23 protein-coding genes and 2 tRNA genes are annotated in these 21,449 nt (G+C 63.3%); 16 read left to right on the forward strand and 9 right to left on the reverse strand.

The window, feature by feature from the left end; all coding sequences use genetic code 11:
* Positions 1-57 precede the first annotated feature (57 nt).
* Positions 58-564, forward strand: coding sequence for a M48 metallopeptidase family protein (locus BLQ92_RS10890; RefSeq protein ID WP_090684253.1), 507 nt, complete (start codon positions 58-60; stop codon positions 562-564).
* 21 nt (positions 565-585) lie between these two features.
* Positions 586-1,218, forward strand: coding sequence for a glutathione transferase (gene yfcF, locus BLQ92_RS10895; RefSeq protein ID WP_090684255.1), 633 nt, complete (start codon positions 586-588; stop codon positions 1,216-1,218).
* Between the two features lie 88 nt (positions 1,219-1,306).
* Here the strand turns inward: yfcF and BLQ92_RS10900 are convergent.
* A tRNA-Arg gene (locus BLQ92_RS10900) sits at positions 1,307-1,381 on the reverse strand.
* A gap of 204 nt (positions 1,382-1,585) precedes the next feature.
* Positions 1,586-2,416, reverse strand: coding sequence for an undecaprenyl-diphosphate phosphatase (locus tag BLQ92_RS10905; protein ID WP_090684257.1), 831 nt, complete (start codon positions 2,414-2,416; stop codon positions 1,586-1,588).
* Between the two features lie 714 nt (positions 2,417-3,130).
* Between BLQ92_RS10905 and BLQ92_RS10910 the strand changes: the two genes are divergently transcribed.
* The 3 genes from BLQ92_RS10910 to BLQ92_RS10920 all read left to right on the forward strand — a co-directional run bounded on the left by BLQ92_RS10910 (position 3,131) and on the right by BLQ92_RS10920 (position 5,469).
* A complete protein-coding gene (locus BLQ92_RS10910) occupies positions 3,131-4,117 on the forward strand; it encodes an aldose epimerase family protein (RefSeq protein WP_090684259.1) in 987 nt (328 codons plus the stop codon).
* A gap of 174 nt (positions 4,118-4,291) precedes the next feature.
* Complete coding sequence (locus tag BLQ92_RS10915) at positions 4,292-5,029, forward strand: peptidoglycan DD-metalloendopeptidase family protein (RefSeq protein ID WP_090684261.1); 738 nt, start codon at positions 4,292-4,294, stop codon at positions 5,027-5,029.
* 113 nt (positions 5,030-5,142) lie between these two features.
* Entirely contained in the window at positions 5,143-5,469 is a 327-nt protein-coding gene (locus BLQ92_RS10920; RefSeq protein ID WP_090684263.1) for a hypothetical protein, read from the forward strand.
* 751 nt (positions 5,470-6,220) lie between these two features.
* On the opposite strand, the gene BLQ92_RS10925 is transcribed toward BLQ92_RS10920, so the two are convergent.
* Positions 6,221-6,931 carry a pentapeptide repeat-containing protein gene (locus BLQ92_RS10925; RefSeq protein ID WP_090684265.1) on the reverse strand — a complete coding sequence of 237 codons (711 nt, stop codon included), beginning with the start codon at positions 6,929-6,931 and terminating at the stop codon, positions 6,221-6,223.
* 241 nt (positions 6,932-7,172) lie between these two features.
* Between BLQ92_RS10925 and BLQ92_RS10930 the strand changes: the two genes are divergently transcribed.
* Positions 7,173-7,481 carry a DUF2288 domain-containing protein gene (locus BLQ92_RS10930; protein ID WP_090684267.1) on the forward strand — a complete coding sequence of 103 codons (309 nt, stop codon included), beginning with the start codon at positions 7,173-7,175 and terminating at the stop codon, positions 7,479-7,481.
* Between the two features lie 140 nt (positions 7,482-7,621).
* Positions 7,622-8,947, forward strand: a complete 1,326-nt coding sequence (locus BLQ92_RS10935) for an MATE family efflux transporter (RefSeq protein WP_244106198.1) — start codon at positions 7,622-7,624, stop codon at positions 8,945-8,947.
* Positions 8,948-9,177: 230 nt separating this feature from the next.
* On the opposite strand, the gene BLQ92_RS10940 is transcribed toward BLQ92_RS10935, so the two are convergent.
* Positions 9,178-9,390, reverse strand: a complete 213-nt coding sequence (locus BLQ92_RS10940) for a lipoprotein (RefSeq protein WP_090684269.1) — start codon at positions 9,388-9,390, stop codon at positions 9,178-9,180.
* Between the two features lie 171 nt (positions 9,391-9,561).
* On the opposite strand from BLQ92_RS10940, the gene BLQ92_RS39920 reads away from it, so the two are divergent.
* Positions 9,562-9,735: a hypothetical protein gene (locus tag BLQ92_RS39920; RefSeq protein WP_175772289.1), complete on the forward strand. Its 174-nt coding sequence runs from the start codon at positions 9,562-9,564 to the stop codon at positions 9,733-9,735.
* A 137-nt stretch (positions 9,736-9,872) separates the two neighbouring features.
* On the opposite strand, the gene BLQ92_RS10945 is transcribed toward BLQ92_RS39920, so the two are convergent.
* Positions 9,873-10,478, reverse strand: coding sequence for a helix-turn-helix domain-containing protein (locus BLQ92_RS10945; RefSeq protein WP_090684271.1), 606 nt, complete (start codon positions 10,476-10,478; stop codon positions 9,873-9,875).
* 128 nt (positions 10,479-10,606) lie between these two features.
* On the opposite strand from BLQ92_RS10945, the gene BLQ92_RS10950 reads away from it, so the two are divergent.
* The 4 genes from BLQ92_RS10950 to BLQ92_RS10965 all read left to right on the forward strand — a co-directional run bounded on the left by BLQ92_RS10950 (position 10,607) and on the right by BLQ92_RS10965 (position 12,912).
* A complete protein-coding gene (locus BLQ92_RS10950) occupies positions 10,607-11,341 on the forward strand; it encodes an SDR family oxidoreductase (RefSeq protein WP_090684273.1) in 735 nt (244 codons plus the stop codon).
* Positions 11,338-12,453: an S-adenosylmethionine:tRNA ribosyltransferase-isomerase gene (locus BLQ92_RS10955; RefSeq protein ID WP_244106189.1), complete on the forward strand. Its 1,116-nt coding sequence runs from the start codon at positions 11,338-11,340 to the stop codon at positions 12,451-12,453. The genes BLQ92_RS10950 and BLQ92_RS10955 overlap by 4 nt, the downstream gene beginning before the upstream one ends.
* A 111-nt stretch (positions 12,454-12,564) precedes the next feature.
* Positions 12,565-12,641 (forward strand) — tRNA-Pro (locus tag BLQ92_RS10960).
* A gap of 67 nt (positions 12,642-12,708) precedes the next feature.
* Positions 12,709-12,912 carry a hypothetical protein gene (locus BLQ92_RS10965; RefSeq protein ID WP_090684275.1) on the forward strand — a complete coding sequence of 68 codons (204 nt, stop codon included), beginning with the start codon at positions 12,709-12,711 and terminating at the stop codon, positions 12,910-12,912.
* 63 nt (positions 12,913-12,975) lie between these two features.
* Here the strand turns inward: BLQ92_RS10965 and BLQ92_RS39925 are convergent, their stop codons facing one another.
* Both BLQ92_RS39925 and BLQ92_RS10970 read right to left on the reverse strand, forming a co-directional pair.
* Positions 12,976-13,134 carry a hypothetical protein gene (locus BLQ92_RS39925; protein ID WP_175772288.1) on the reverse strand — a complete coding sequence of 53 codons (159 nt, stop codon included), beginning with the start codon at positions 13,132-13,134 and terminating at the stop codon, positions 12,976-12,978.
* A gap of 179 nt (positions 13,135-13,313) precedes the next feature.
* The gene (locus tag BLQ92_RS10970; protein ID WP_090684277.1) at positions 13,314-13,577 is read right to left on the reverse strand and encodes a DUF4148 domain-containing protein; all 264 of its coding nucleotides are present in this window, start codon (positions 13,575-13,577) and stop codon (positions 13,314-13,316) included.
* A 303-nt stretch (positions 13,578-13,880) separates the two neighbouring features.
* Between BLQ92_RS10970 and BLQ92_RS10975 the strand changes: the two genes are divergently transcribed.
* The 3 genes from BLQ92_RS10975 (at position 13,881) to BLQ92_RS10985 (ending at position 16,028) form a co-directional block, all read left to right on the forward strand.
* On the forward strand, positions 13,881-14,168 hold the full coding sequence (locus BLQ92_RS10975) for a hypothetical protein (protein ID WP_175772287.1): 288 nt from the start codon (positions 13,881-13,883) through the stop codon (positions 14,166-14,168).
* 453 nt (positions 14,169-14,621) lie between these two features.
* Positions 14,622-15,080 carry a phosphohistidine phosphatase SixA gene (gene sixA, locus BLQ92_RS10980; RefSeq protein WP_090684279.1) on the forward strand — a complete coding sequence of 153 codons (459 nt, stop codon included), beginning with the start codon at positions 14,622-14,624 and terminating at the stop codon, positions 15,078-15,080.
* Between the two features lie 132 nt (positions 15,081-15,212).
* A complete protein-coding gene (locus BLQ92_RS10985; protein ID WP_090684281.1) occupies positions 15,213-16,028 on the forward strand; it encodes a GNAT family N-acetyltransferase in 816 nt (271 codons plus the stop codon).
* A gap of 142 nt (positions 16,029-16,170) precedes the next feature.
* Here the strand turns inward: BLQ92_RS10985 and ppx are convergent, their stop codons facing one another.
* Positions 16,171-17,751, reverse strand: coding sequence for an exopolyphosphatase (ppx, locus tag BLQ92_RS10990; RefSeq protein ID WP_244106188.1), 1,581 nt, complete (start codon positions 17,749-17,751; stop codon positions 16,171-16,173).
* 202 nt (positions 17,752-17,953) lie between these two features.
* Between ppx and ppk1 the strand changes: the two genes are divergently transcribed.
* On the forward strand, positions 17,954-20,017 hold the full coding sequence (gene ppk1, locus BLQ92_RS10995; protein WP_090684283.1) for a polyphosphate kinase 1: 2,064 nt from the start codon (positions 17,954-17,956) through the stop codon (positions 20,015-20,017).
* A 105-nt stretch (positions 20,018-20,122) separates the two neighbouring features.
* Here ppk1 and phoR read toward each other — a convergent pair whose 3' ends face one another.
* Positions 20,123-21,436, reverse strand: coding sequence for a phosphate regulon sensor histidine kinase PhoR (gene phoR, locus BLQ92_RS11000; RefSeq protein ID WP_090684285.1), 1,314 nt, complete (start codon positions 21,434-21,436; stop codon positions 20,123-20,125).
* Positions 21,437-21,449: the final 13 nt, after the last annotated feature.

Consider the following 21,449-nt stretch of genomic DNA (forward strand, 5'->3'; position numbering starts at 1 on the left):
TCTAACGCCATCCCCTTACAATAAGCCGCGAGCCTCCACCGACCCTGCCCCACTGTCATGCAGCATCTGAAATACCTCAGCGCCTATCCGGCCGCGCTTCAGGACAAGGTTCGCCGGCTGATCGCCGAACAGCAACTGGGCGCGTACCTCGCCGACAAATACCCGCGCCGGCATACGGTGCAGACCGATCGTGCGCTCTACGATTACGTCGCCGACCTGAAGCGCGAATTCGTGCGCAGCGGGCCGTCCATCGACAAGGTTCTCTACGACAGCAAGCTCGATGTGCTGCGGCACGCGCTGGGCCTGCACACAACCATCTCGCGGGTCCAGGGCGGCAAGCTGAAGGCGAAGAAAGAGATTCGCATCGCCTCTCTGTTCAAGGAGGGGGCACCCGAGTTCCTGCAGATGATCGTCGTGCACGAACTCGCGCATCTGAAAGAGAGCGATCACAACAAGGCGTTTTACCGGCTCTGTGAGTTCATGCAGCCCGGCTATCATCAGACCGAGTTCGACTTGCGTCTTTACCTGACGCATCGCGATCTGGTCCGCGAGCAGTCCGTCTAAATCTCCACTACAGGAAAGCCCGTGTCATCGACGAATCTCCGACTCTACGCCGACGCGCAATTCTCGAGCCCCTACGCCATGTCAGTCTTCGTGGCCCTGCATGAAAAGGGCTTGCCCTTCGAGCTCTCGACGGTCGACCTGGGCCGCGAAGCGAACCGCGCGCGGGACTTCGCCGTGCCCTCGCTGACGCAGCGCGTGCCGATGCTGGTACATGACGGGTTCGCGTTGTCGGAGTCGTCTGCCATCACGGAATATCTCGACGAGGTCTTTCCAGGTACGCCGCTATACCCGGCCGAACCGCAGCGCCGCGCGCGGGCGCGCCAAGTACAGGCATGGCTGCGCAGCGATCTGATGCCAATCAGACAGGAACGCTCCACCGAAGTCGTGTTTTATGGCCCGAATGACACGCCCCTTTCCGCGGTGGCGCAAGCTGCGGCCGGCAAGCTGTTTGCTGCCGCCGAAGCGCTGCTCGAGGACGGCTCGGAGAATCTGCTGGGCGAGTGGTGCATCGCCGACGTCGATCTGGCGCTGATGCTCAACCGCCTCGTGCTCAACGGCGATGCGGTACCGCAACGGCTCGCCGAGTATGCACGGCATCAGTGGCAAAGGCCGTCTGTGCAGCGCTGGATCAAGCTGGAGCGGCCCCCGCTGTAACGCTTTGCGCTCGCATTGCGGAGGGCGTCCGGCAAATGCTCGAGGCGCACCCGCCGCAGCGTAATCCGTGCGGCGGCGTTTGCCTGGGTGGCCCCCCCACGAGGAATCGAACCTCGATTTCAGGTTTAGAAGACCCGTGTTCTATCCGTTGAACTATGGGGAGGCGAAACTGAAATTTTAACCGACCAGGCAACGACTGCCCGGCTCGATCAATAAACCATTGGTATTCAGCAAGCTGCCTGGCGCGTGACGCAAGTCCTGCTATAGCGGTGCGAGGCGCTGCAAGCAACGCAGGGGGCGGATTATAACCGAACCTGCCGTACAACCGGGCGCGGCCATGGTTGGCGCCGCGCCCCGTGTGGCACGCTCAGACCGGTTGCGTGTGCAGCATGAACCAGCCGAGACATACGATACCCGCGATCACGCAGTACACGCCGAAGCTCGCGAGGCGCCCGCGGCCTTCGAAATAACGCATCAGGAAGCGCACGCTCAGATACGCCGCGATGGCGGTCAACACCCCGCCCAGCAGCGCATCGCCAAGCTGGCCCGGTGCATGAAACAGCTTCGGCAGCTCAAGTACACCTGCGGCAAAAATGATCGGCGTGCCGAGCAGGAACGAAAACTCGGCCGCCTTCTCCGCCGTCAGACCCGCAGCATTGCCGGCAATCATCGTCAGGCCGCTGCGCGAAAAGCCCGGAATCAGCGCGCCGATCTGTGCCAGCCCGACGAAGAACGCCTGGCGGAACGTCAGCTTCTCCGGCGCCTGATGCGCGCGCGAACGCTGCAGACGGTCGCCGAGCCACAACAGCACGCCATTGACGATCAGCGCGATCGCCACGATGCGCAGATCGTGGAACAGCCGCTCGAGGCGCTTTTCGAGCACCAGCCCAACCAGCCCGGCCGGAATCGTGCCGATGATCAGCGCCCACATCATGTGGCCGTCGTCGTTGCGGCGGCCGCCGAGCGAGGCGAAAAAGCCGCGGATCAGCGCGACCCAGCGCGTGCGGAAGTACCACAGCAGCGCGAGCGCGGTGCCCAGATGCAGCGCGACGAGGAACGGCAGCAGTTGCGGCGCATGGGCGTCGATATGCATGCCGAATAGCGCCGGCACGAGCAGGGTGTGGCCGAGGCTGCTGACGGGGAACAGTTCCGTTACGCCCTGCAGCACGCTCAGAAAAATCAGAAACGACAAGCTCACGCGGCAGTCCTTTTAGTGAGTAAACAATCGGGGAGCAGCACGCCGGACCACAGCAACCGGCGCGCGGAAGCGCACCGATTATGCCTGGCCACCATGTCAGCGCCAAGCGTTTGAACCGTGTTTGGGGAAATTTTGACGCGTTGCGACACAACTCGAAACGGTTGTTACGCCGCAGCAAACCAATCGGCGCGGGTTTGCGGGGGCCGCCCCTGCGGCGGCCGCCGATGCGGGGGGGCGCCCACGCGGGGGCCGTCGCTACGGGAGTCGCCCTTGCGGGACCAGCCGTACGACTGCGCAGTAGCGTGGGGACCCTTTGCGGGGCCAGCCACGCGGCGAACCTATGCGAGGTGAGGAACGGGGGACCGGTCCACGTTGCCGCAGGCGGCGCGGCAGGGTATCCGGACGTGAACGCTCAGCGGTCGAGCTTGTAGAAGAAGTACACCGTGCTGCCGGCAAACATGCCGAACAGAGCCATGCCCATTGCCATTGCGAGATCCATTGCGCCTCCGGAATCCGTTCAGGCCCGGCGGCTGACTTGACCGGGCAGTCTGGCGATTATCGTCAAGCCGGCCGGCGGCGCGAACCCGGAATTCCCCGAGAAGGGTTTCCCCGTAGAGCAAAGCAGCGCAAAATCGGGCTCGCGCGACCGCTACCGCCGTTGCTGCAGACCACGCAGCCCATCGACTCAACCGCTACCAACCAGACTTGTCCACCATGGCCCAATTCCAGCATCAGGACATCATCGAAATCACTCACGGCGCCTCGCTGTTGCGCTTCGCCCCGCAAGCGGGCGGACGCCTGCTGTCGTGGCACATCGACGGCCAGCCGGTCATCCACTGGCCCGACGCCGCCGACTGGAGCCAGCCGGCAAGAATCCGCGGCGGCAATCCGCTGCTGTTTCCGTTTCTCGGGCGCCACCGCGTCGACGGTCAGATCGGCCGCTGGCGCGACGCCGCCGGCACCGTGCGCGACTTGCCGATGCACGGCTTCGCGCGCGACCTGCCGTTTGCGGCCAGCGTCGAACCCGCCGCTGCGTCGACGGTGGCCTCAGTAGCTGCTTCGGCGACCGTGGCGGCCGCTCCAGGCCCGACGCTGCGCATGACGCTCGCCGATAGCGAAGCCACCCGCAGCGGCTACCCGTTCGGCTTTCGCTTCGAAGCGGTCTACCGGCTCGTCGACGACCACACGCTCGACGTCGAACTGACCACCGTCAACACCGGCACGGCAGCGCTGCCCTACTACGCCGGCCATCACTTCTACTTTTCGCTGCCGCATACGCAGCGCGGCGAAACCGTGCTGGAGCTGCCGCCCACCGAGCGCCGCTATCAGCAGGCCGACGGCTCGATCAGCGCGCCCGAGCCCGGCGCGGCGCGCTACACGCTCGATGAGGCGCGGATTCTCGACCGCTTCCATTGCCTGACCGATGGCCCGGCTACGCCCGGCGACGGCGCCCCGCAGCAGCCCGTGCGGCTGATCGCGCCCGGCCTGAACCGCTCGATCACGCTCGACCTGCAGCGGCCAGGCTCAGTGCCCTGGTACTGCGTGACGACGTGGACCGAAGCGGCGGACTCGGACTTCTACTGCATCGAGCCCTGGCTCGGCTTGCCCGACGCGATCCACAACGGCCTTGGCCTGCGCTGGCTGCAGCCGGGTCAAACCGAGACCGCCACGCTGCGCATCGCTGTCGGCACCCTGAGCTAACGCGTCCCGTCACCGGCCGCCCGCACGACGCGGCGCGGTCCGTGACTCAACCCGTGCCGCTCACCCGGCGCGGTCCCATTTCGTGTGCTGCGATGCAAAACCGTTAGAATCGGACGTTTTTGCCAATCTGTCGCGTGATCGGGATCGGCGCGCGGCAGCGCTTTGCGAGGTCCAATGTTTGGAACAAGAAGAATGAAACGGCTCGCGTGCGTGTCGTTGTTGGCAGTGCTCGCCGCATGCGGGTCTGCGCCAGTGGGTCCGGGGTTCTATCGCGTCGAACGGGGCGATACCTTGTCGAAAATCGCCCGCAGCAACCGGCAGTCGGTCCAGAGCATCGTGCGCTGGAACAACCTGTCGAATCCGGACAGCATCGAGGTCGGTCAGGTGCTGCGCGTCGCGCCGCCCGGCAATTCGGCGCCGGTGACAGCCTCAACCGGCGGCGGCAGCGCCGGCGCGCGCAGCAGCAGCCGTGGCAGCGGTGTGGCCGCCGCGCCGGCCCCGCGCAGCGCGCCGGACGATGCGTCGCCGGCCCCTGCGCCGGCTTCGTCGATCTCGCTCGTCTGGCCGGCCGACGGAACGGTGATTCGCCGTTTCGACGGCTCGAACTCGAAAGGCATCGATATCGCCGCAAGCCCAGGCACGCCGGTGGTCGCCGCTGCAGCCGGCACCGTGGTCTACGCAGGCAACGGTCTGCGCGGCTACGGCAATCTGCTGATCCTCAAGCACAATGCCGACTACCTGACTGCGTATGCGCACAACCGGGTGCTGCTGGTCAAAGAAGGCCAGAGTGTCACCCAAGGCATGAAGATTGCCGAAATGGGCGACACCGACACGGACCGCGTCATGCTCCACTTCGAGCTACGCTATCAAGGGCGCTCGATCGATCCGTCGCGCGCGCTACCGGCACGCTAATTGCGGGTGATGGCAGTCGGCGCGGGAATCCCGGTTCCCGCGCGACACGCCATCTGACACCGGACGCGACGCGATGCGGCCTGGTGCGCCCCTCAATCTGTCAGGAGCCTCCAATGAAATCTGGATGGACCCCAAGCGCCATCGCCGTGGCGGCGAGCCTCGCCGTACTGGCGCTCGCGAGTCTCGGTGGCTGCGCGAGCTCGACCAAAATGACCTATCTGCCGAGCGGCGACACCGGCTTCGCCATCAACTGCAGCGGCAGCGACGCCAGCGAAAGCTGGGCCGAATGCTACAAGCGAGCCGGTGAAGTGTGCGGTGCGTACGGCTATGACGTGGTGTCGAAGGACGTCGACAATGGCGCCACCTCCGGTGGTTCGGTCGGTGGAATCTTCGGCGCCAACGTCAAGAACCGCTCGATGGTGGTTCGCTGCAAACAGTAACGGCAACCCAGCAGGCGGTCGCCACTGGCGCCGCCGCTTGCTGCATTCATCAGACGCATTGCGTGAAACCTTGCATTCAATCCCATTTAAAGCGCGATAAACTCCGCCGAATGCAAATTCCGCAATTGCCTGAACAAAAAAAGCCCGGCTCTAGGGCCGGGCTAACGGGGGTTCGGCGCATATCGGTAAAGGACCGGTTCACCATGCGCCAAAACGGAATCTATCAACGCCAACCTGCTCACGCAATCAATTAATTGTCGACAAACTGTGATGCGACGCACGGAGTACGCATTCCGTGAACCGAAATAATGAGATAAACATCGATAAAGCGCGTCAAATGAAACGGGGTAGCGCGCATTCCCAGCTCATCTAAAGAGCCGATCAGATGGGTACACACCCTTTCTGGACGGAGCTTTCAATAGAATCAGCCACTACTCGCCTCAATCAATCGACGGTTAAATTGTTAAATTTTAAAACGCAAGTTTTCCAATTCTTTCAGTGTTGCTCGCCTTAGTGCGAAAGCACACTCTTCACCGGTTAAAGTTTCAAATTGCAGTGCAGCACTCAGGTTGTATTCATCAGTTCTTTGGGATTAATTCGCGTAGCGCGGATCATTTTATCTGTTAAATATCTTGAGATAAACCAGGCAGTGAGTCATGCCGCTCATTGAGGATCGACTCAAAAAGAGATTGCACGCGCTGGCAAATGATGCCCGCGACGGGGCGTCATTTGCCTTGGCGTGCAATCTCAGTCACAGCACGCGCAAGCCCAGTTCCGTCACCAGCACGGCGGCCTGCTGATGCGAAATCGTCGCGCCGCGAAACAGACCCGCATCCACAAGGCGCACGCCACTCAGATCGGCTAGGCGCAGGTCCGCGCCGTCGAAGCGGGCTCCCTTCACGTTCGCGTCCTTAAGACTGCCCCCTTCGAAAATAGCCTCGCGAAAATCGGCGCCGGCCAGATCCGCGTCGGAGAAATCGAGTTCCTGCAGTGTGGCTTTGCGAAACGAAAAGCCGCGCAGATGTGCGCCGATCAACAGGCTTTCGACAAAGGTCAGGCCCAGGGTGCTGCACTCCTCGAAGTACGCGCCGGTCAGCTTGCAACCGTGGTAGCTCGCCGAGGCGAGCTTGGCGCGGCGCCAGTTCGTGTTGTTGAGATCGCTCGATTGAAATGCCGCATCGACCAGATCCGCCGACGCGAAATCGGCCTGGCGCGCGCGGCAACGCAACCAGCGGGTTTGCGTCAAGGCGGCGCCGAAAAACGAAGTCTCGACGATGTTGCAACGCTGAAATTCGGCGCCGCGCAAGTCGAGCCGCGACAGGTCCGCGCCCTCGAAATCGCAGTCCTCGAAGCGCAGCGGTTGCTGGGTGGCGCCGAGCAACTGCTGCACGTCTTCCCGTGCGAGCGTCGCGTCGGCGACGGTGTGAGCGCCGGCAGCCGGCGTCGTAGAGTTGAGCGACATGAAAAAGTTATTCCTGTGAGGCTGCGGCACATGCCGGAACCGCGAATCCATGAGAGACAGCAGATTAGGGACGCGTAAAGTGCCAGCACCCAGCAGCGGCACACAACGGCGATCAGCCACGCGGCATATCGCGGAACAAAACAAGCGCAAAATAGTAAGCGTACCGGAACGCGCCGCCGCCGTGGCGCACAACCTGTGATGGTTTATAGTAACGGCCGCCCTTCTGCAACCCAGCTACCCGATGACCTCGAACGACGCCGCCCATAGTCCGCTCTACCTCTCGCTGCTCGCGGAAACCGCGAAAATCGGCTGGCCGGAACTCGAGCGTTTCTTTGCCCGCGGCATCCTGCTGCACGTCGCACGCGACCTCGACCTGGTCAGCGTCGCCGAAGCCATCGCCAGCGACGATACGACGCAAGTCACGCAATGGCTGTCGGCGGGGCTCGTCGAACGCATTCAGGCCGAGACCGCCGCCGATTTCGCCGCACGCGATCCGGACCTGTGGGCGGTAGTGGTCTCGCCGTGGGTGTGCGTGCAGGAACGCGGTTGAGCAATCCGGGCGAAGCGGGCGGGTTACGCCACGCCGGCGGCTTGAGCGAGCCGGACCACACGAGCACGGCGCGTGAATGCGCAACGGCCGAGACCACTGCCAGCCCTACCGCCAACGCAGCCGTCAAAGCAAGCGCCGCTCTGCCAGTCCGCTGGCACCGCCGCGTGCTCAGCCTTGCCGTCCCCATCGTCCTCGCCAACCTGACGCAGCCGATTCTCGGCGTCGTCGATACGGCCGTAGCCGGGCATCTGGACGGCGCCTCGTATCTCGGTGGCGTGGCGCTCGGCGGCCTGGTCTTCAACTTCGTCTTCTGGGGCTTCGGCTTCCTGCGCATGGGTACGACCGGCCTCGTCGCGCAGGCCTGGGGCGCCAACGATCAGGCCGGACTCAGAACCAACCTCGTGCGGGCGTTACTGCTGGCTCTGGCGATAGGCGCAGGCGTGCTGCTCCTGCAAACGCCGCTAATCGGCTATGTATTGCGCGCGATCGGCGGCAGCGCCGCCGTGCAGCATCACGCCCAGGTGTATTGCCACGCGCGCATCTGGGCCGCGCCGTTTGCACTCGCCAACTATGTGGTGCTCGGCTGGCTGCTCGGCACGCAGCGCGTCCGGCTCGCATTGGCAACCCAGGTGTTCATCAACAGCGTGAATGTCGTCGCGGTGCTGCTGTATGTGTACGTCTTCAAATGGGGTATTGCCGGAATCGGCGCTGCTACGGCGAGCGCCGACGTCCTCGGCTTCGCGCTCGGCGCTGCATTGTTGTGGCATTTACGCGAGCGCGGACTCGCGCCGCTCACGCGCACTGCCCTGCTCGATGCCGCCGCGCTCAAGCGCCTCGTTGCGCTGAACCGCGACATTTTCCTGCGCACGCTCTGCCTGCTCGGTTCGTTCGGCTGGTTCGCGCATCTGGGCGCGCGCCAGGGCGACACCACGCTCGCCGCCAATGCCTTGCTGCTCAATTTCCAGACCTTCATGGCGTATGGGCTCGACGGCTTCGCGCACGCTGCGGAGGCGCTGGTCGGCGCGGCGATCGGCGCCCGCGACCGCCATGCGTTCCGGCAAGCGGTCAAGGTGACGATGTTCTGGTCGGGGCTTGGCGCGCTCGGTTTTGCGCTGGTGTACTGGAGCGCGGGGACGTGGATAATCGAGCGCCTCACCGATCAGGCAGCGGTGCGCTTCACCGCGGAAACTTATTTGCCGTGGGCAGCGCTGTCGCCGGTCATTTCGGTGTGGGGATTCCTGCTCGACGGCGTGTTTATCGGCGCCACCCGGACCCGCGAGTTGATGGTGTCGATGACGCTCTCGTTCGCGGTATTCGTCGCGGCATCGTGGGCTTTCATGACGCTCTACGGCAATCATGGCCTATGGGCCGCGCTGCTCGTCTTCATGGCCGTGCGCGGCGCCACGCTGATGCGGCTGTTGCCACGCATTGCGCATAGTGTTGCACCAGCACCCGCGGCCGGCTGACTCTACGGCTTGTCGCGCGATGTATTCCGGTTACCGCTTGAAACAAGCGCATACATATCTCGTGACCTGCGCACCCTAGAATGGCTGCAGCCCGCGCTCTCCGCGCGAACAGTCTGCGCGGGTCAGAAGTGCCGGCGTGCCCGCGCCGGCACTTCGCCTTCCATTCTCAGACGTGCGGCGTGCGGACAACGTAGCCTTCACGCCTCCCCACGGTACACGCTTGCGGCACGTTATTGCGGTGCAGCTTGTGACGGTGCAGGCTGCGAAGGCGTCGCTTGCGGTGCGTCCGGTGTGTCGACGATCGAAGGCGGCCGGTCATCGGTCGGCACGCCGTGATAGTCAGGCGGATCTTTCGGGGGCGGACCGTGATGGCCCGCAGCGGGATCGTTCGAACAGCCGGCCAGGGCCGCCACGGCAAATGCAATCAGAAGAACGCGATTCATAGACTCTCTAAAATGATCATAACAACGCAGGCGCGCCGAGAGTCTACCTGCAAAATCCTGACCAGCGCCGCCGCGCTGGCAGCCGCACACCGCCACACACCGCACAGGTGCCGCTTTTGCGTCGCCTGACCTACTATGTACCCATGGCTGCAATCATCGAAGGAGGCTGCCATGGACACCGAATCGATTGCGGGTTTCATCGGGCTCGGAGTGGGCCTGCTCGTCCTGCTAGGACTGTCGATTTTCGAATCGCGGACCTACCGGCGCGAGCACAACGGTGAAGGGATGATGCACCACTGGCTGTCCGAGCATCACGTGCTCGACCGGATGCGGCGCAAGCACTAATCCGCATCGCCCTCGCGACCACTCGCTTGCGAGGTAGCAAGACGCGCACGCCAGGCTCATGGCAATGCGCTGCGCTGCACGCTATCGAAGCCATGCAGCGGGGAAGCGTGTCGCTGTTTGTGTGACGCAGCGGCGGCTTACACGCCTGCCTTCGCCAGCACCACAATCGACACGCCCAGCGCCTCGCTCTGCGCGTCCTCATTGCGATACGAATGCGGCACATGGCCGGGAAACGCGAGCACGTCGCCCGTTTCGAGGCCGTGCCGTTCACCCGCCACAAAGATCGCCACTCGCCCTGCCATGCAGGTGAAATACTCGCGCGTGCCGGGCAGGTGCGGCGTGCCGCGCATATACGCGCCGGGCGCGAACGCCATCGTCTCCAGAATGCCGTCGGGCATCGGCTCCGGGACCAAAGGCCGGATCGTCAAACCGTTGCCGCGATTCTGCGCGGAGATATCGTCGACCGCCCACTTGCGGACCTTGGCACGCGGCGACGCAAGTAACTCATCGAGCGGCGCACCGAGCGCGCCCGCCACCTTCATCAACACCGCCAGCGAAGGATTGCCCTCGCCCGACTCCAGATTGGCCACCGTCGAGCGCGGCACGCCTGACGCCTTCGCCAATCCCTCCTGTGTCAGCGCACGCGCATGCCGCAACGCCACCAGATTGCGCGCCAGATGCTGGGCGGCGTGCGCCGTGTCGGGCGAGGTGTCGCGAGCGGGTTCGTAAGCGGTCTCGTCCATCGTATCGACTTTCTGACAAGGAGTTGGACATCGCACTCGGCCGTGCGGCGTGGGATTCCTATTATCGGGCCATCGAGACGGCGCAGGTATAGCGATCGTCTCCCTCTGACAGTTTTGGGAGAACCCACATGACCAGAACCAACAAAAACCTGCACGGCGTGCGCGTCGCCCTCACCGGCGGCACCTCGGGACTCGGCCTCGCGTTACTGGACGAACTGCTGGCGCGCGGCGCGCAGGTCGCCTTCATCGCGCGCCACGAGCGGCGCGTGGCCGAGGTGGCCGCGACACGCACGAGGGTAGCCGGCATCGTCGGCGATGTCGCGGACAAGGACGACATCTATCCGCTCGCGCTGCAGATCAGCGGCCTGCTCGGCGGCGTCGACGTGCTGGTGAACAATGCGTCGGCGCTCGGACCGGTGCCGCTCGCGTTGCTCGCCGACACCGAATGCGAAGACTTCGAATACGCACTCGCGACCAACCTGCTCGGACCGTTCCGTCTTACCCGCGCATTGCTCGGCTCGCTGAGCGCGGCCGCCCGCGAGCGCGGCGGGGCCGTCGTGCTGAACGTCTCCAGCGACGCAGCCATCGAGCCCTATCCGACGTGGGGCGCGTACGGCGCCAGCAAGGCCGGCTTGCGGCACCTGAGCCGCATCTGGGACAAGGAACTCGCCACCCAGAGAGTGCGGGTGCTGTCGCTCGACCCAGGCGATATGGATACGCCGCTGCATGCGCTCGCCGCGCCCGGCGACGACCCCGCCAGCCTGAAGCGCCCCACCGACGCTGCCCGCGAATTCGCCGACGCGATCGAAGCGGCCTTGCACGCCCTGCGCAACCCTGCCCAGCTTGAAGGAGTACGAGCATGACGATGCGCGCTGCCACCCTGCCGGTTCAACGGCCCCACGATGCCCGCCTGCTGGTGATCGACTCGCGCGGCCATATCGAACACCGCCCACGTACGGCCCTCGCGCAATTGCTGCGCGAAGGCGACTGCGTGATCGCCAACGACGCGGCAACCATGCCGGCGAGTCTGCAAGGCATCCATCGACGCAGCGGCGCCGCGATCGAAGTCCGGCTCGCGGGCCGTGCGTCACTCGATCCCGCGGACGTCAAACGCTTTACCGCCGTGGTGTTCGGCACGGGCGATTTCCACACGCCGACTGAAGCGCGCAGCGCCCCACCCGAGCTGTTGCCTGGCGACCGGCTGAGGTTCGGCAAGCTCGGTGCGAGGATCGTGCGCACGCTCGATCACCCGCGTTTTGTCGAGCTGCGATTCGAAGCGGATGCAGCCCGCATCTGGCGTGCGCTGGCAGAACAGGGCAAGCCGGTTCAGTACGCGCATCTGCAGGACGCGCTCGCCTTGTGGGATGTGTGGACACCGATCGCCGCGCAACCGGTAGCGTTCGAACCGCCGTCGGCGGGGTTCGTACTCGACTGGCGCACGGTTAAGGAATTGCAGACGCGCGGCATCGGCTTTGCGACGCTCACGCATGCAGCAGGACTGTCATCCACCGGCGATGCTGCTCTCGATGCCCGCTTGCCGCTCGACGAGCCCTACCGCATTCCGGCCGCAACGGCGACGCTAATCGCCGCCACTCGCGCGCGGCAAGGTCGCGTGGTGGCGATCGGCACGACAGTGGTGCGGGCGCTCGAACATGCGGCAAGCGGCGATGGCATCGTGCGGGCAGGGGACGGCGTCGCCAACCAGCGGATCGGATCGCAGACGAAGCTGCGCGTGGCCGACGTGATCGTCTCCGGCACGCATGAACCGGAGACGAGTCACTACGCGTTATTGCGCGCCTTTACCGATACGTTGACTTTGCTTGGGGCAACCCAGGAACTCGAGGCGCATCGCTATCGCACACATGAGTTCGGCGATTCGGTGTGGATCGAGCGGCGCGCCTGTGTGGTGCGAGGGATGTCCGCGCGTCCAGTGAATCCGCGGAAGCGGGAGCGCGAGCGTTGCGAGACCTGTTGACTCTGTGATGTCGCGGGGGGGCGCCTGCATGCCCTGCAAAGCACGCCCAGACAATTTCCGCATTTCGAGATTGACGGGGATAGATCAGACCAGATAGAATCTCTGATTCGTCGGAGCGTAGCGCAGCCTGGTAGCGCATCTGATTTGGGATCAGAGGGTCGTAGGTTCGAATCCTATCGCTCCGACCATAGAATCAAAGGGTTACACGTTTCGGCGTGTAACCCTTTTTCTTTTCTGCCATTGAAGGATCGATCCGTGCGCAAATTCGTATCGCTCATTCTGCTCGTGGCCAGCGCCGCAGCATTCGCACCCGTTACCGCCGAGGCGCATCCGCGCGTGGTCTGCAAACGGGAATGGTATCGAGGCCACCTGGTGCGCCGTTGCCGTCAGGTTCCGCCGCCGCATCATCACCGGCATCACCGCCGTCCGCCTCCGCATCGCAAGCCGAACTACGTCTAACTCAACCGCCGGGTGGTGTGCCGCGAGCCGCATCGAGCTCGAACGTCCCGTCCACCACCCTCATCAATGTTTGGGCCTGCTGAGATCGTAAAGGCGGCGGCGCTGCATCTCGCCGATCACGCGCTTGCGCATCATCTCGCGCCGGTAGTGGCCGACCGCGAAAATCACCGCGAACAATAAAACCGAAAATCCAATTGCGGTGGCCAAGACCGTTTCGTCCATGACGCCCTCCTATGTCGACCGGAGTAAGCGCTTTGGCGCTTACTCCGGTCCCATGCAAAGCCAGATACTGCGCTCATCCGCAGCGGTGTTCGCTTCGCCACCCGCAATTCGAAGTCTGCATACGGCTTGCTGACCGTACCTGACCACCGGCGTGCTCTACGCCGCGCTAACCGCTGCGCTTAGCGCTGACCTGCTTGCGACGTACCATTGCTGCCTGCGCCGTAGCCACTTGCATCGCCCTTTTCGGCAGCGACGCGGGCTTCGGCAGCCTGAATGTTTTCCGGGTAATGAATCCAGTCGCTCGGGTTGTAACCGGCCTTCTCGACCTGAACCAGATCCGCACGCACTTGTGCACGCGTCACCCCTTGGGTTGACTGGGCAAACGCGGCAAGCGGCGCCGTAATCAGAGCGGCAATGACAACGGCTTCAATCAGCGACTTCATGACAACTACCTCCAGAAATTGTTTTGTTCGGCGCTACAGCCACTTGGTGTGCGACCGATGTGAACAGTCTATGATTACGGCGACCTAGGGTAAATACCTAGATCACGAATTCACTGTTGCCAAAATCAGCACAATTTCGAGATGAGATCTGACCATTGTTAACAGTCAGCTTTCATTGCTCGCCCTAGCATGTAAGCACCGTTTTAATAGATCGCCGCCAGCATCGAGCCATGAGCGGCCGGGGAAAGACATCGGATGCCAGAAAACCGCTCACAGACCACAGGCAAAATCGGGGGCGCACACATGCTTATGTTTCTTGACAAGGACATCGCACACATCGCCTGCGTCATGCCGGCCGCCCTCGCCGAAGGCCGCGGCGGGCCGATCCTGTCGTCCGAATATTGGCGCCGGCGGCTCCACAAGCTGCTGGACGCGAGCCATCTGACGCGCTCGCAACTATGTGCACTGGATCGACTGCTACTCCAGCTCGATGCCTTCGACGCGCGCCATCACCGCGCCGCCCCCACCAGTCAGGCGCCGCTGTCGATCGATATCTCCACCACCCAGGCGCCCCGCTGGAAAGCCTCCTGAGCGCCTGCGGTTGCACCTTAGCCGTCCAACAGCCGGCCCGGCACGTCTTTGGGCGAACTGTTGGCTTGATAACGTTGCTTCGCAAAACGTCTAACTAAGATGACTGCTGGCAAAATTCTGAAGAGTCACACCATGCGCTATCCGTTCGATATCGCCGTTGCCTATGCCTTACTCCTGCTAGTGATGTGCTGCGTCGTGAAGCTGGCGCTGGTCTGATCCGCCCAGGTTCAGGACCCGCTTCGCAACGCACCGAAGCGGGTTCGTGACGCACCGCCGTCACGAACCCGCGCGTCGACTCCCTCGCCTTTCTTCGTTACCTCCGAGAACTCCTCTCCCGCTCTTGCCGCGCGCGGCGCTGGCGTCGCATCGTCTTGCTGTCATGTGCGCACCCATGCGACAGTGGTACAACACAGCGTCGCTCCCGTTTGCGTCGTCCAAGATTAGGAGACATGCATGAATCTGATCCTCTGGCGCCATGCCGAAGCCGAAGACATCGCTCCGAGCGACCTCGCCCGCCAGTTGACCGTCCGCGGCCGCAAGCAGGCGCAAGCCGTGGCGAAATGGCTGCGCGCGCGGCTCGACGAAGACGCCGTGATTCTCTCGAGCCCGGCCGTGCGCACCATCCAGACCGTCGAAAGCCTCACCGATCAATACCGTGTGGTGCGCGAACTCGCGCCCGGCGCCAGTGCGGCTGACGTGCTCGCCGCGGCCGGCTGGCCGGAAGGCATCGCGCCGACCGTGGTCATCGTGGGACACCAGCCCACCTTGGGCCATGTCGCGGCGTTGTTGCTTGCCAACAGCGAATCGAGCTGGCCCCTTAAAAAAGCCGGGCTATGGTGGCTCGCTAACCGCGAACGCGACGGCGACGAGCAGGTGGTTCTGCGCGCCGCTATAGGCCCCGATCTGCTGTAAACCAGCCGCACACTAAACCGGTTTAGCTTACGGACCGTCATCTAAAGGTCACGGCATTGCCATGCGAACGTCACCGGGCGTTACTACATTGGCGAAAAAGCGAAATTCTCCTTTTTCGACCTGGAACGCCACATGCAAGATTTGCCGACGTCCTCCCTGCCGCTCGCTTCGAACCTCGAGACACGCCGCCGTCTGCCGCATGCCGAAGAGACGGTCACCGCGCAACACAGGCTGCAAGTCGCCTGGGCGCGTACCGACGAGGAGCTTCGCGAAGCACAGCGTCTGCGTTACCGTGTGTTCGCCGAAGAAATGGGCGCACGCCTGACCGGCCCGGCTGGCCTTGACGTCGATGCCTTCGATCACTACTGCGATCACCTGCTGGTGCGCGATCTCGATACGCTCAAGGTGGTCGGCACCTACCGTGCCCTGCCGCCGCACCAGGCGGCGCGCATCGGCCGCCTGTACGCCGAAAGCGAGTTCGACGTCTCGCGTCTCACGCACCTGCGCCCGAAGATGGTCGAAGTGGGCCGCTCCTGCGTGCACCCGGACTATCGCAGCGGCGCCGTGATCATGTCGCTGTGGGGCGGCCTCGCCTCGTACATGCTGCATAACGGCTACGAAACGATGCTCGGCTGCGCGAGCGTGGCGATGGCCGACGGCGGCCACTACGCGGCGAACCTGTACTGCGCGTTGCGCGACGACGCGATGACGGCGCAGGAATACCGCGCCTTCCCGCACACGCCGCTGCCGGTCGACGAACTGCAAACCGGCGCGAAGGTTGCCCCGCCGCCGCTCGTCAAAGGCTATCTGCGGCTCGGCGCAAAGATCTGCGGCGCACCGGCCTGGGATCCTGACTTCAATACCGCAGACTTTCTGACACTGCTGCGCCTGTCGGAAATCAATGCGCGCTATGCACGCCACTTCCTTGGCGATGCGTTGCCGGGTTGATCTGCACATTCAGCGTAGCGATGCGCTGACGCCGTAAACGACAACAGCCCGGCAAAGATCGTTTGCCGGGCTGTTTGCTTCGGAGCTCCAACGCAATTGATGCGTCGCCGTCAGCGTCGCACACGTCGTCTGCTGCGGGTCGTCAGTCGTCCGTATAAACGACCCGATACGGAATCCCGACCTTTTCCCATTCCGCCGCTTCCTGAATCAGGCTGTAGTCGGTGAGCGGGTTGTTCGCCACCCACTCCTTCGGCAGGCGCGCTTCATAGCCGTTGTTGACGCGGCTCACGACAATTCCCGGCAAGCCGACATCGGCACGGCGCCGGCATAGCAGTGCTGCGAGGCGCAGACAGAACAGCAGCGGCCATTCCACCTCACGCGTTTGCGAGAGCTTGCCGAGCTTGCCCGCATGCCCCAGCACGAGTGCGGCGAGGCGCGCCTGGTCGGTACGCGAAAAACCCGGCATGTCCGCGTTGCTGGTGATATAGGCCGAGTGCTTGTGGTACGCGCTGTGCGAGATCGACAGGCCAATCTCGTGCAGCGAAGCGGCCCAGCTCAGGAACATGCGGTTCTCGGTACGACGCTCGGCATCCGGCTCGTCGAACTGGTCGTAAAAGCTCACCGCCAGCTCGCCGATGCGCCCTGCTTGAGCGCGGTCGACGCCATAGCGGCGCATGAAGCCTTCCACCGTGACCGTGCGCATGTCTTCGTGCTGCGAACGCCCCAGCAGGTCGTACAGCACGCCCAGACGCAAGGCGCCGTCGGTCGTGTCAACATAGTCGACGCCCAGTTCGTCGAACACCGCCAGCATGATCGACAGGCCGCCTGCCAGCACCGGAATCCGGTCCGCCTTGAGCGCCACCAGTTTCAGCCGGTTGACGTTCTCCGCCTTGATCAACGCGCGCTTCAGACGCTCGAGGCCGCCGCGCGAGATGCCGTGCGTCACGCCCGGATCGTTGAAGCCGTTCGCCTCGACCAGTTCCGCGAGTGCGCGGGCCGTGCCCGACGAGCCGATTGCCTGTTCCCAGCCGGTCTTCTTGTACTCGTTGGAAATGATCTGGATTTCGCGGCCGGCCGCGAGCTCGGCCTGGCGCATCGTGTACTCGTCGACATTGCCTGCCGGGAAGAAGGCCCGGCTATGGCTCACACAGCCGATATACAGGCTTTCCATCTTGATCGGCGTGTAGTGCGAACCGATGATGAATTCGGTCGAGCCGCCGCCGATATCCACCACCAGCCGCTTGCCGGGACTGGCGGGCACCGAGTGCGCAGCGCCCGCATAGATCAGACGGGCTTCTTCGCGCCCGGCAATCACTTCGATCGGAAAACCGAGCGCTGCCTGCGCCTCGCCGAGAAACTCGCTAGCGTTCTTGGCAATCCGCAGCGTGTTGGTGGCGACGGCGCGCACGTGATCAGGGTGAAAGTCGCGCAGCCGTTCGCCGAAGCGTTTGAGCGCATCCCAGCCGCGCACCTGCGAGGCGCGGTCAAGCATCTTGTCGCTCGACAGGCCGGCCGCGAGCCGCACGGGCTCACGCAGTGCATCGACCTGGTAGATCTGGCTGCCGGCATCGGTTTCCTCGACCCGGCCCACGATCAGCCGGAAGCTGTTCGAGCCGAGATCGACGGCAGCGAGAAGTTGTGGAGTGTGGACCATCGATTGAGCGGACTCCATGCGCGCAAGCGCAGCCAGCTTGTTGCTAGCCGAGCTGTTCAAAGACGACATTTTAAGCGTACCGGACCTCACGATGTAACCTTCGCGCGTGATTGCATGCGATATGGTCCCATTTGACTGCGTCATATTTACGACACAGCACGAATCCAGCGTAAAATTTATGACAATTCAAATGTCATAAGAGCTTCATCATACTGTGAGAATTTCCGAGCGTCTCTCGTCGTCCCTCCCTGACCTTACATTCTCACCACCGATGTCCACCCGCTACCCTCTGCTGAATCGCGAACTGGGCATCCTGGGTTTTAACGAGCGTGTGTTGGCGCAAGCCGCCGACCCCGCCGTGCCCTTGCTCGAGCGCCTGCGCTTCATCTGCATCACCAGCAGCAACCTCGACGAGTTCTTCGAAGTCCGTATGGCCGGGCTGCAGGAGCAGATGCGCGACAATCCGGGCGCACTGTCGCCGGATGGCATGTCGCTGCAGCACGTCTACGACCTCGTGGTCGAGCGCGCGCAAAAACTCGTGCATCGCCAATATCGCATGTTGCACGACACCGTGCTTTCCGCACTCGAACAGGAAGGCATTTATTTTCACGGCACTGAAGCGTGGAATGAAGCGCAGACCGAATGGGCGCGCAATTACTTTGTCGACGAATTACTGCCGGTCCTGACGCCGATCGGACTCGATCCCGCGCATCCGTTCCCGCGCGTGCTCAATAAAAGTCTGAACTTTGTGGTCGAGCTGGAAGGCAAGGATGCCTTCGGCCGCCAGGCGCTGATGGGCATCGTGCAGGCGCCGCGCGCGTTGCCGCGGCTCGTGCGCATGCCGCAGGAGCTGTCGGGCTACCCGCACGGCTTTGTGCTGCTCAGCTCGCTGTTGCAGCGCTTCGTGGGCGAACTGTTTCCGAATCTGGTGGTGCGCAGTTGCAACCAGTTCCGCATTACCCGCAACAGCGAACTGTTTGTCGACGAAGACGAAATCACCAATCTGCGCGTCGCGCTGCAAGGCGAACTGCCGGCACGGCACCTGGGCAATGCGGTGCGTCTCGAAGTGTCGGCGGATACGCCGGCGCATCTGGTGCGGCGTCTGCTCGACGAAAGCGGCCTGTCGGAGAAGGACTGCTACTTCGTCGACGGCCCGGTGAACCTGGTGCGGCTGATGCAATTGCCGGAGATGGTCGACCGGCCGGATCTGAAATTCGTCCCGCATATTCCGTCGATTCCGCCGCAGATCGCCAACAGCGCGAGCCTGTTCGATGTGATCGATAACGGCGACGTGCTGCTGCACCACCCGTACGAAAGCTTCCAGCCGGTGCTCGAACTGCTGCTGCAGGCCGCCAAAGATCCGAATGTGATGGCGATCAAGCAGACCATCTATCGCACCGGCACCGATTCGCCGCTGATGGACGCGCTGATGCAAGCCGCGCGCAATGGCAAGGAAGTCACGGTGGTGGTGGAACTGCTGGCGCGCTTCGACGAAGAAACCAATATCAACTGGGCGGCGCAGCTCGAAGCGGTGGGCGCGCACGTCGTCTACGGCGTGGTGGGCCACAAGTGCCATGCGAAGATGATGCTGATCGTGCGGCGCGTGTCGCATAACGGCAAGATGACGCTCAAGCGATATGCCCACCTTGGCACTGGCAACTATCACCCGCGCACCGCACGTCTGTACAGCGACTTCGGCTTGATGACGGCCGACCAGAAGATCTGCGAGGACGTGCACCACGTGTTCCAGCAGCTCACCGGCATCGGCGGCGAGCTGAAACTGCACGAGCTGTGGCAGTCGCCGTTCACGTTGCACCCGAAGCTCGTCGAGGCGATTCGCGCCGAGGCGGACCATGCGCGCGCCGGCAAAAAAGCGCGCATCGTCGCCAAGATGAATGCGCTGCTCGAGCCGACCGTGATTGCCGAGCTGTACGAAGCGTCGCAGGCCGGCGTGAAGATCGACCTGATCGTGCGTGGAGTGTGCTCCTTGCAACCCGGCGTGCCTGGGCTGTCGGAGAACATCACGGTACGCTCGATTGTCGGGCGCTTCCTCGAACATCACCGGATCTTCTACTTCTACGACGACGGCAAAGAGCAGGTGTATCTGTCGAGCGCCGACTGGATGGACCGCAATTTCTTCCGCCGCGTCGAAGTGGCGTTTCCGATCAACAACCGCCGCCTGAAGCGCCGCGTGATCGCCGAGGGCCTGTCGGCCTTCCTCGGCGACAATCAGTCGGCGTGGCTCATGCAAAGCGACGGGCACTATCGCCGCCGTCGGCCGGGCAAGTCTTCGCGTAACGCGCAGATGAGCCTACTCGGGAAATTCTGCTCCTGACGCGGCGTCAAAAACAGCGCAGCCGCAAGCAAAGCGGCTCGCTACTCCGATCGTAAAAAAACCGCCTGAAAAGGCGGTTTTTCATTGGGCCAGCATATCAGGCCATCAAGCCGGTGCGGGTTGCCGCCGCGCCGTGCGGAACACCGGGAAGCGCACAGTGAACGTACTGCCGCGCCCTTCTTCGCTCTTCACTTCGAGCTGGGCATCGTGCCGTTGCAGCACATGCTTGACGATCGCCAGCCCCAGACCCGTGCCGCCGGTGTCGCGCGAGCGGCTGCGGTCGACCCGGTAGAACCGTTCGGTCAACCTGGGAATATCCGCGGCCGGAATACCCAGGCCGCTATCGACTACGGTGAAGGTCGCGCAACCGCCGTTCGCCTGCCACGTCACATGAATCTTGCCGCCGTCCGGCGTATAGCGGATCGCATTGGTCACGAGGTTGCCGAGCGCGCTCAGTATCTCCGTTTCGACACCGGTAACGGTGAGCCCCTCGTCGGCGTCGAAGCTGATGTGATGATGATCGCTCGATAGGTTCTCCGCATCGTCGCGCAGATGCCGCAATACCGCCCGCATATCGATCATCTGGTCGCTCGGCGGCTTGTTGTCGCCTTCGAGCTTGGCGAGCACCAGCAGGTCGTCGACGATATGGCGCATGCGCGCCGCCTGCTGCTCCATCAGTTCGAGGTAGCGCGCCCGCTCGGCTTCTCCCAGCGGCAGCTCGCGCATCGTCTCAAGGAAACCCGACAGCACGGTCAGCGGCGTCTTCAGTTCATGCGAAACGTTGGCCACGAAGTCGCGCCGCATGGCGTCGGTGCGCTCGAGCTCGGTGATGTCCTGCGACAGCACCAGCTTGCGGTTCTCGCCATACGGAAACACCTGCACCGACAGCACGTTCTGGCGCTTCTCGCCCATCCCGCGCATGATCAGCATGTCTTCGTAATGATGCGAATTCAGGTAGCGGACGAAGTCGGGATGGCGCACCAGATGCGTGATGTGCTGACGCAGATCGCGCTTCGCATCGAGGCCGAAATGCACCTCGGAGATGGCGTTACACCATTCGATCTGGTCGTGATCGTCGAGCATCGCCACGCCGTTCGGCGAAGCCTGAATCGCCTGGATGAAACGCGAGTGCTGCTGCTCGACCTGGCGCACCTGGGCATGCCAGCGCTTCGCGAGCTTGTGCAAACGGTAATAGATTTCGCCCCAGATACCCGGTGCGCTCGGCACTTCGCCGTAGACCGGCGCGTCGAGCAGACGCCACAGACGCTGTTTATGGAAAGTGCTAAAGCCGCTCTGCGCGAGTAGCACGACGATCGCGACGATCAGTGCTGTCCTGACATTGACGAACATGCCAAGCACCGCGCACAGAACAGCAAGCAGCACGATCGACACAATGGAACGCGCCCAGATGATGTTCATGTTCTAGCGATCG

The organism is Paraburkholderia phenazinium (assembly GCF_900100735.1).
GTDB classification, from domain to species: domain Bacteria; phylum Pseudomonadota; class Gammaproteobacteria; order Burkholderiales; family Burkholderiaceae; genus Paraburkholderia; species Paraburkholderia phenazinia.

Excerpts from the sequence above, each read along its gene's own strand:
- BLQ92_RS10890 (WP_090684253.1), top strand. The coding sequence starts at position 58 with ATGCAGCATCTGAAATACCTCAGCGCCTATCCGGCCGCGCTTCAGGAC.
- BLQ92_RS10910 (WP_090684259.1), top strand. The coding sequence starts at position 3,131 with ATGGCCCAATTCCAGCATCAGGACATCATCGAAATCACTCACGGCGCC.
- BLQ92_RS10915 (WP_090684261.1), top strand. The coding sequence starts at position 4,292 with ATGTTTGGAACAAGAAGAATGAAACGGCTCGCGTGCGTGTCGTTGTTG.
- BLQ92_RS10920 (WP_090684263.1), top strand. The coding sequence starts at position 5,143 with ATGAAATCTGGATGGACCCCAAGCGCCATCGCCGTGGCGGCGAGCCTC.
- BLQ92_RS10925 (WP_090684265.1), bottom strand. The coding sequence starts at position 6,931 with ATGTCGCTCAACTCTACGACGCCGGCTGCCGGCGCTCACACCGTCGCC.
- BLQ92_RS10930 (WP_090684267.1), top strand. The coding sequence starts at position 7,173 with ATGACCTCGAACGACGCCGCCCATAGTCCGCTCTACCTCTCGCTGCTC.
- BLQ92_RS10940 (WP_090684269.1), bottom strand. The coding sequence starts at position 9,390 with ATGAATCGCGTTCTTCTGATTGCATTTGCCGTGGCGGCCCTGGCCGGC.
- BLQ92_RS39920 (WP_175772289.1), top strand. The coding sequence starts at position 9,562 with ATGGACACCGAATCGATTGCGGGTTTCATCGGGCTCGGAGTGGGCCTG.
- BLQ92_RS10945 (WP_090684271.1), bottom strand. The coding sequence starts at position 10,478 with ATGGACGAGACCGCTTACGAACCCGCTCGCGACACCTCGCCCGACACG.
- BLQ92_RS10950 (WP_090684273.1), top strand. The coding sequence starts at position 10,607 with ATGACCAGAACCAACAAAAACCTGCACGGCGTGCGCGTCGCCCTCACC.
- BLQ92_RS10955 (WP_244106189.1), top strand. The coding sequence starts at position 11,338 with ATGACGATGCGCGCTGCCACCCTGCCGGTTCAACGGCCCCACGATGCC.
- BLQ92_RS39925 (WP_175772288.1), bottom strand. The coding sequence starts at position 13,134 with ATGGACGAAACGGTCTTGGCCACCGCAATTGGATTTTCGGTTTTATTG.
- BLQ92_RS10970 (WP_090684277.1), bottom strand. The coding sequence starts at position 13,577 with ATGAAGTCGCTGATTGAAGCCGTTGTCATTGCCGCTCTGATTACGGCG.
- BLQ92_RS10975 (WP_175772287.1), top strand. The coding sequence starts at position 13,881 with ATGCTTATGTTTCTTGACAAGGACATCGCACACATCGCCTGCGTCATG.
- sixA (WP_090684279.1), top strand. The coding sequence starts at position 14,622 with ATGAATCTGATCCTCTGGCGCCATGCCGAAGCCGAAGACATCGCTCCG.
- BLQ92_RS10985 (WP_090684281.1), top strand. The coding sequence starts at position 15,213 with ATGCAAGATTTGCCGACGTCCTCCCTGCCGCTCGCTTCGAACCTCGAG.
- ppx (WP_244106188.1), bottom strand. The coding sequence starts at position 17,751 with ATGTCGTCTTTGAACAGCTCGGCTAGCAACAAGCTGGCTGCGCTTGCG.
- ppk1 (WP_090684283.1), top strand. The coding sequence starts at position 17,954 with ATGTCCACCCGCTACCCTCTGCTGAATCGCGAACTGGGCATCCTGGGT.
- phoR (WP_090684285.1), bottom strand. The coding sequence starts at position 21,436 with ATGAACATCATCTGGGCGCGTTCCATTGTGTCGATCGTGCTGCTTGCT.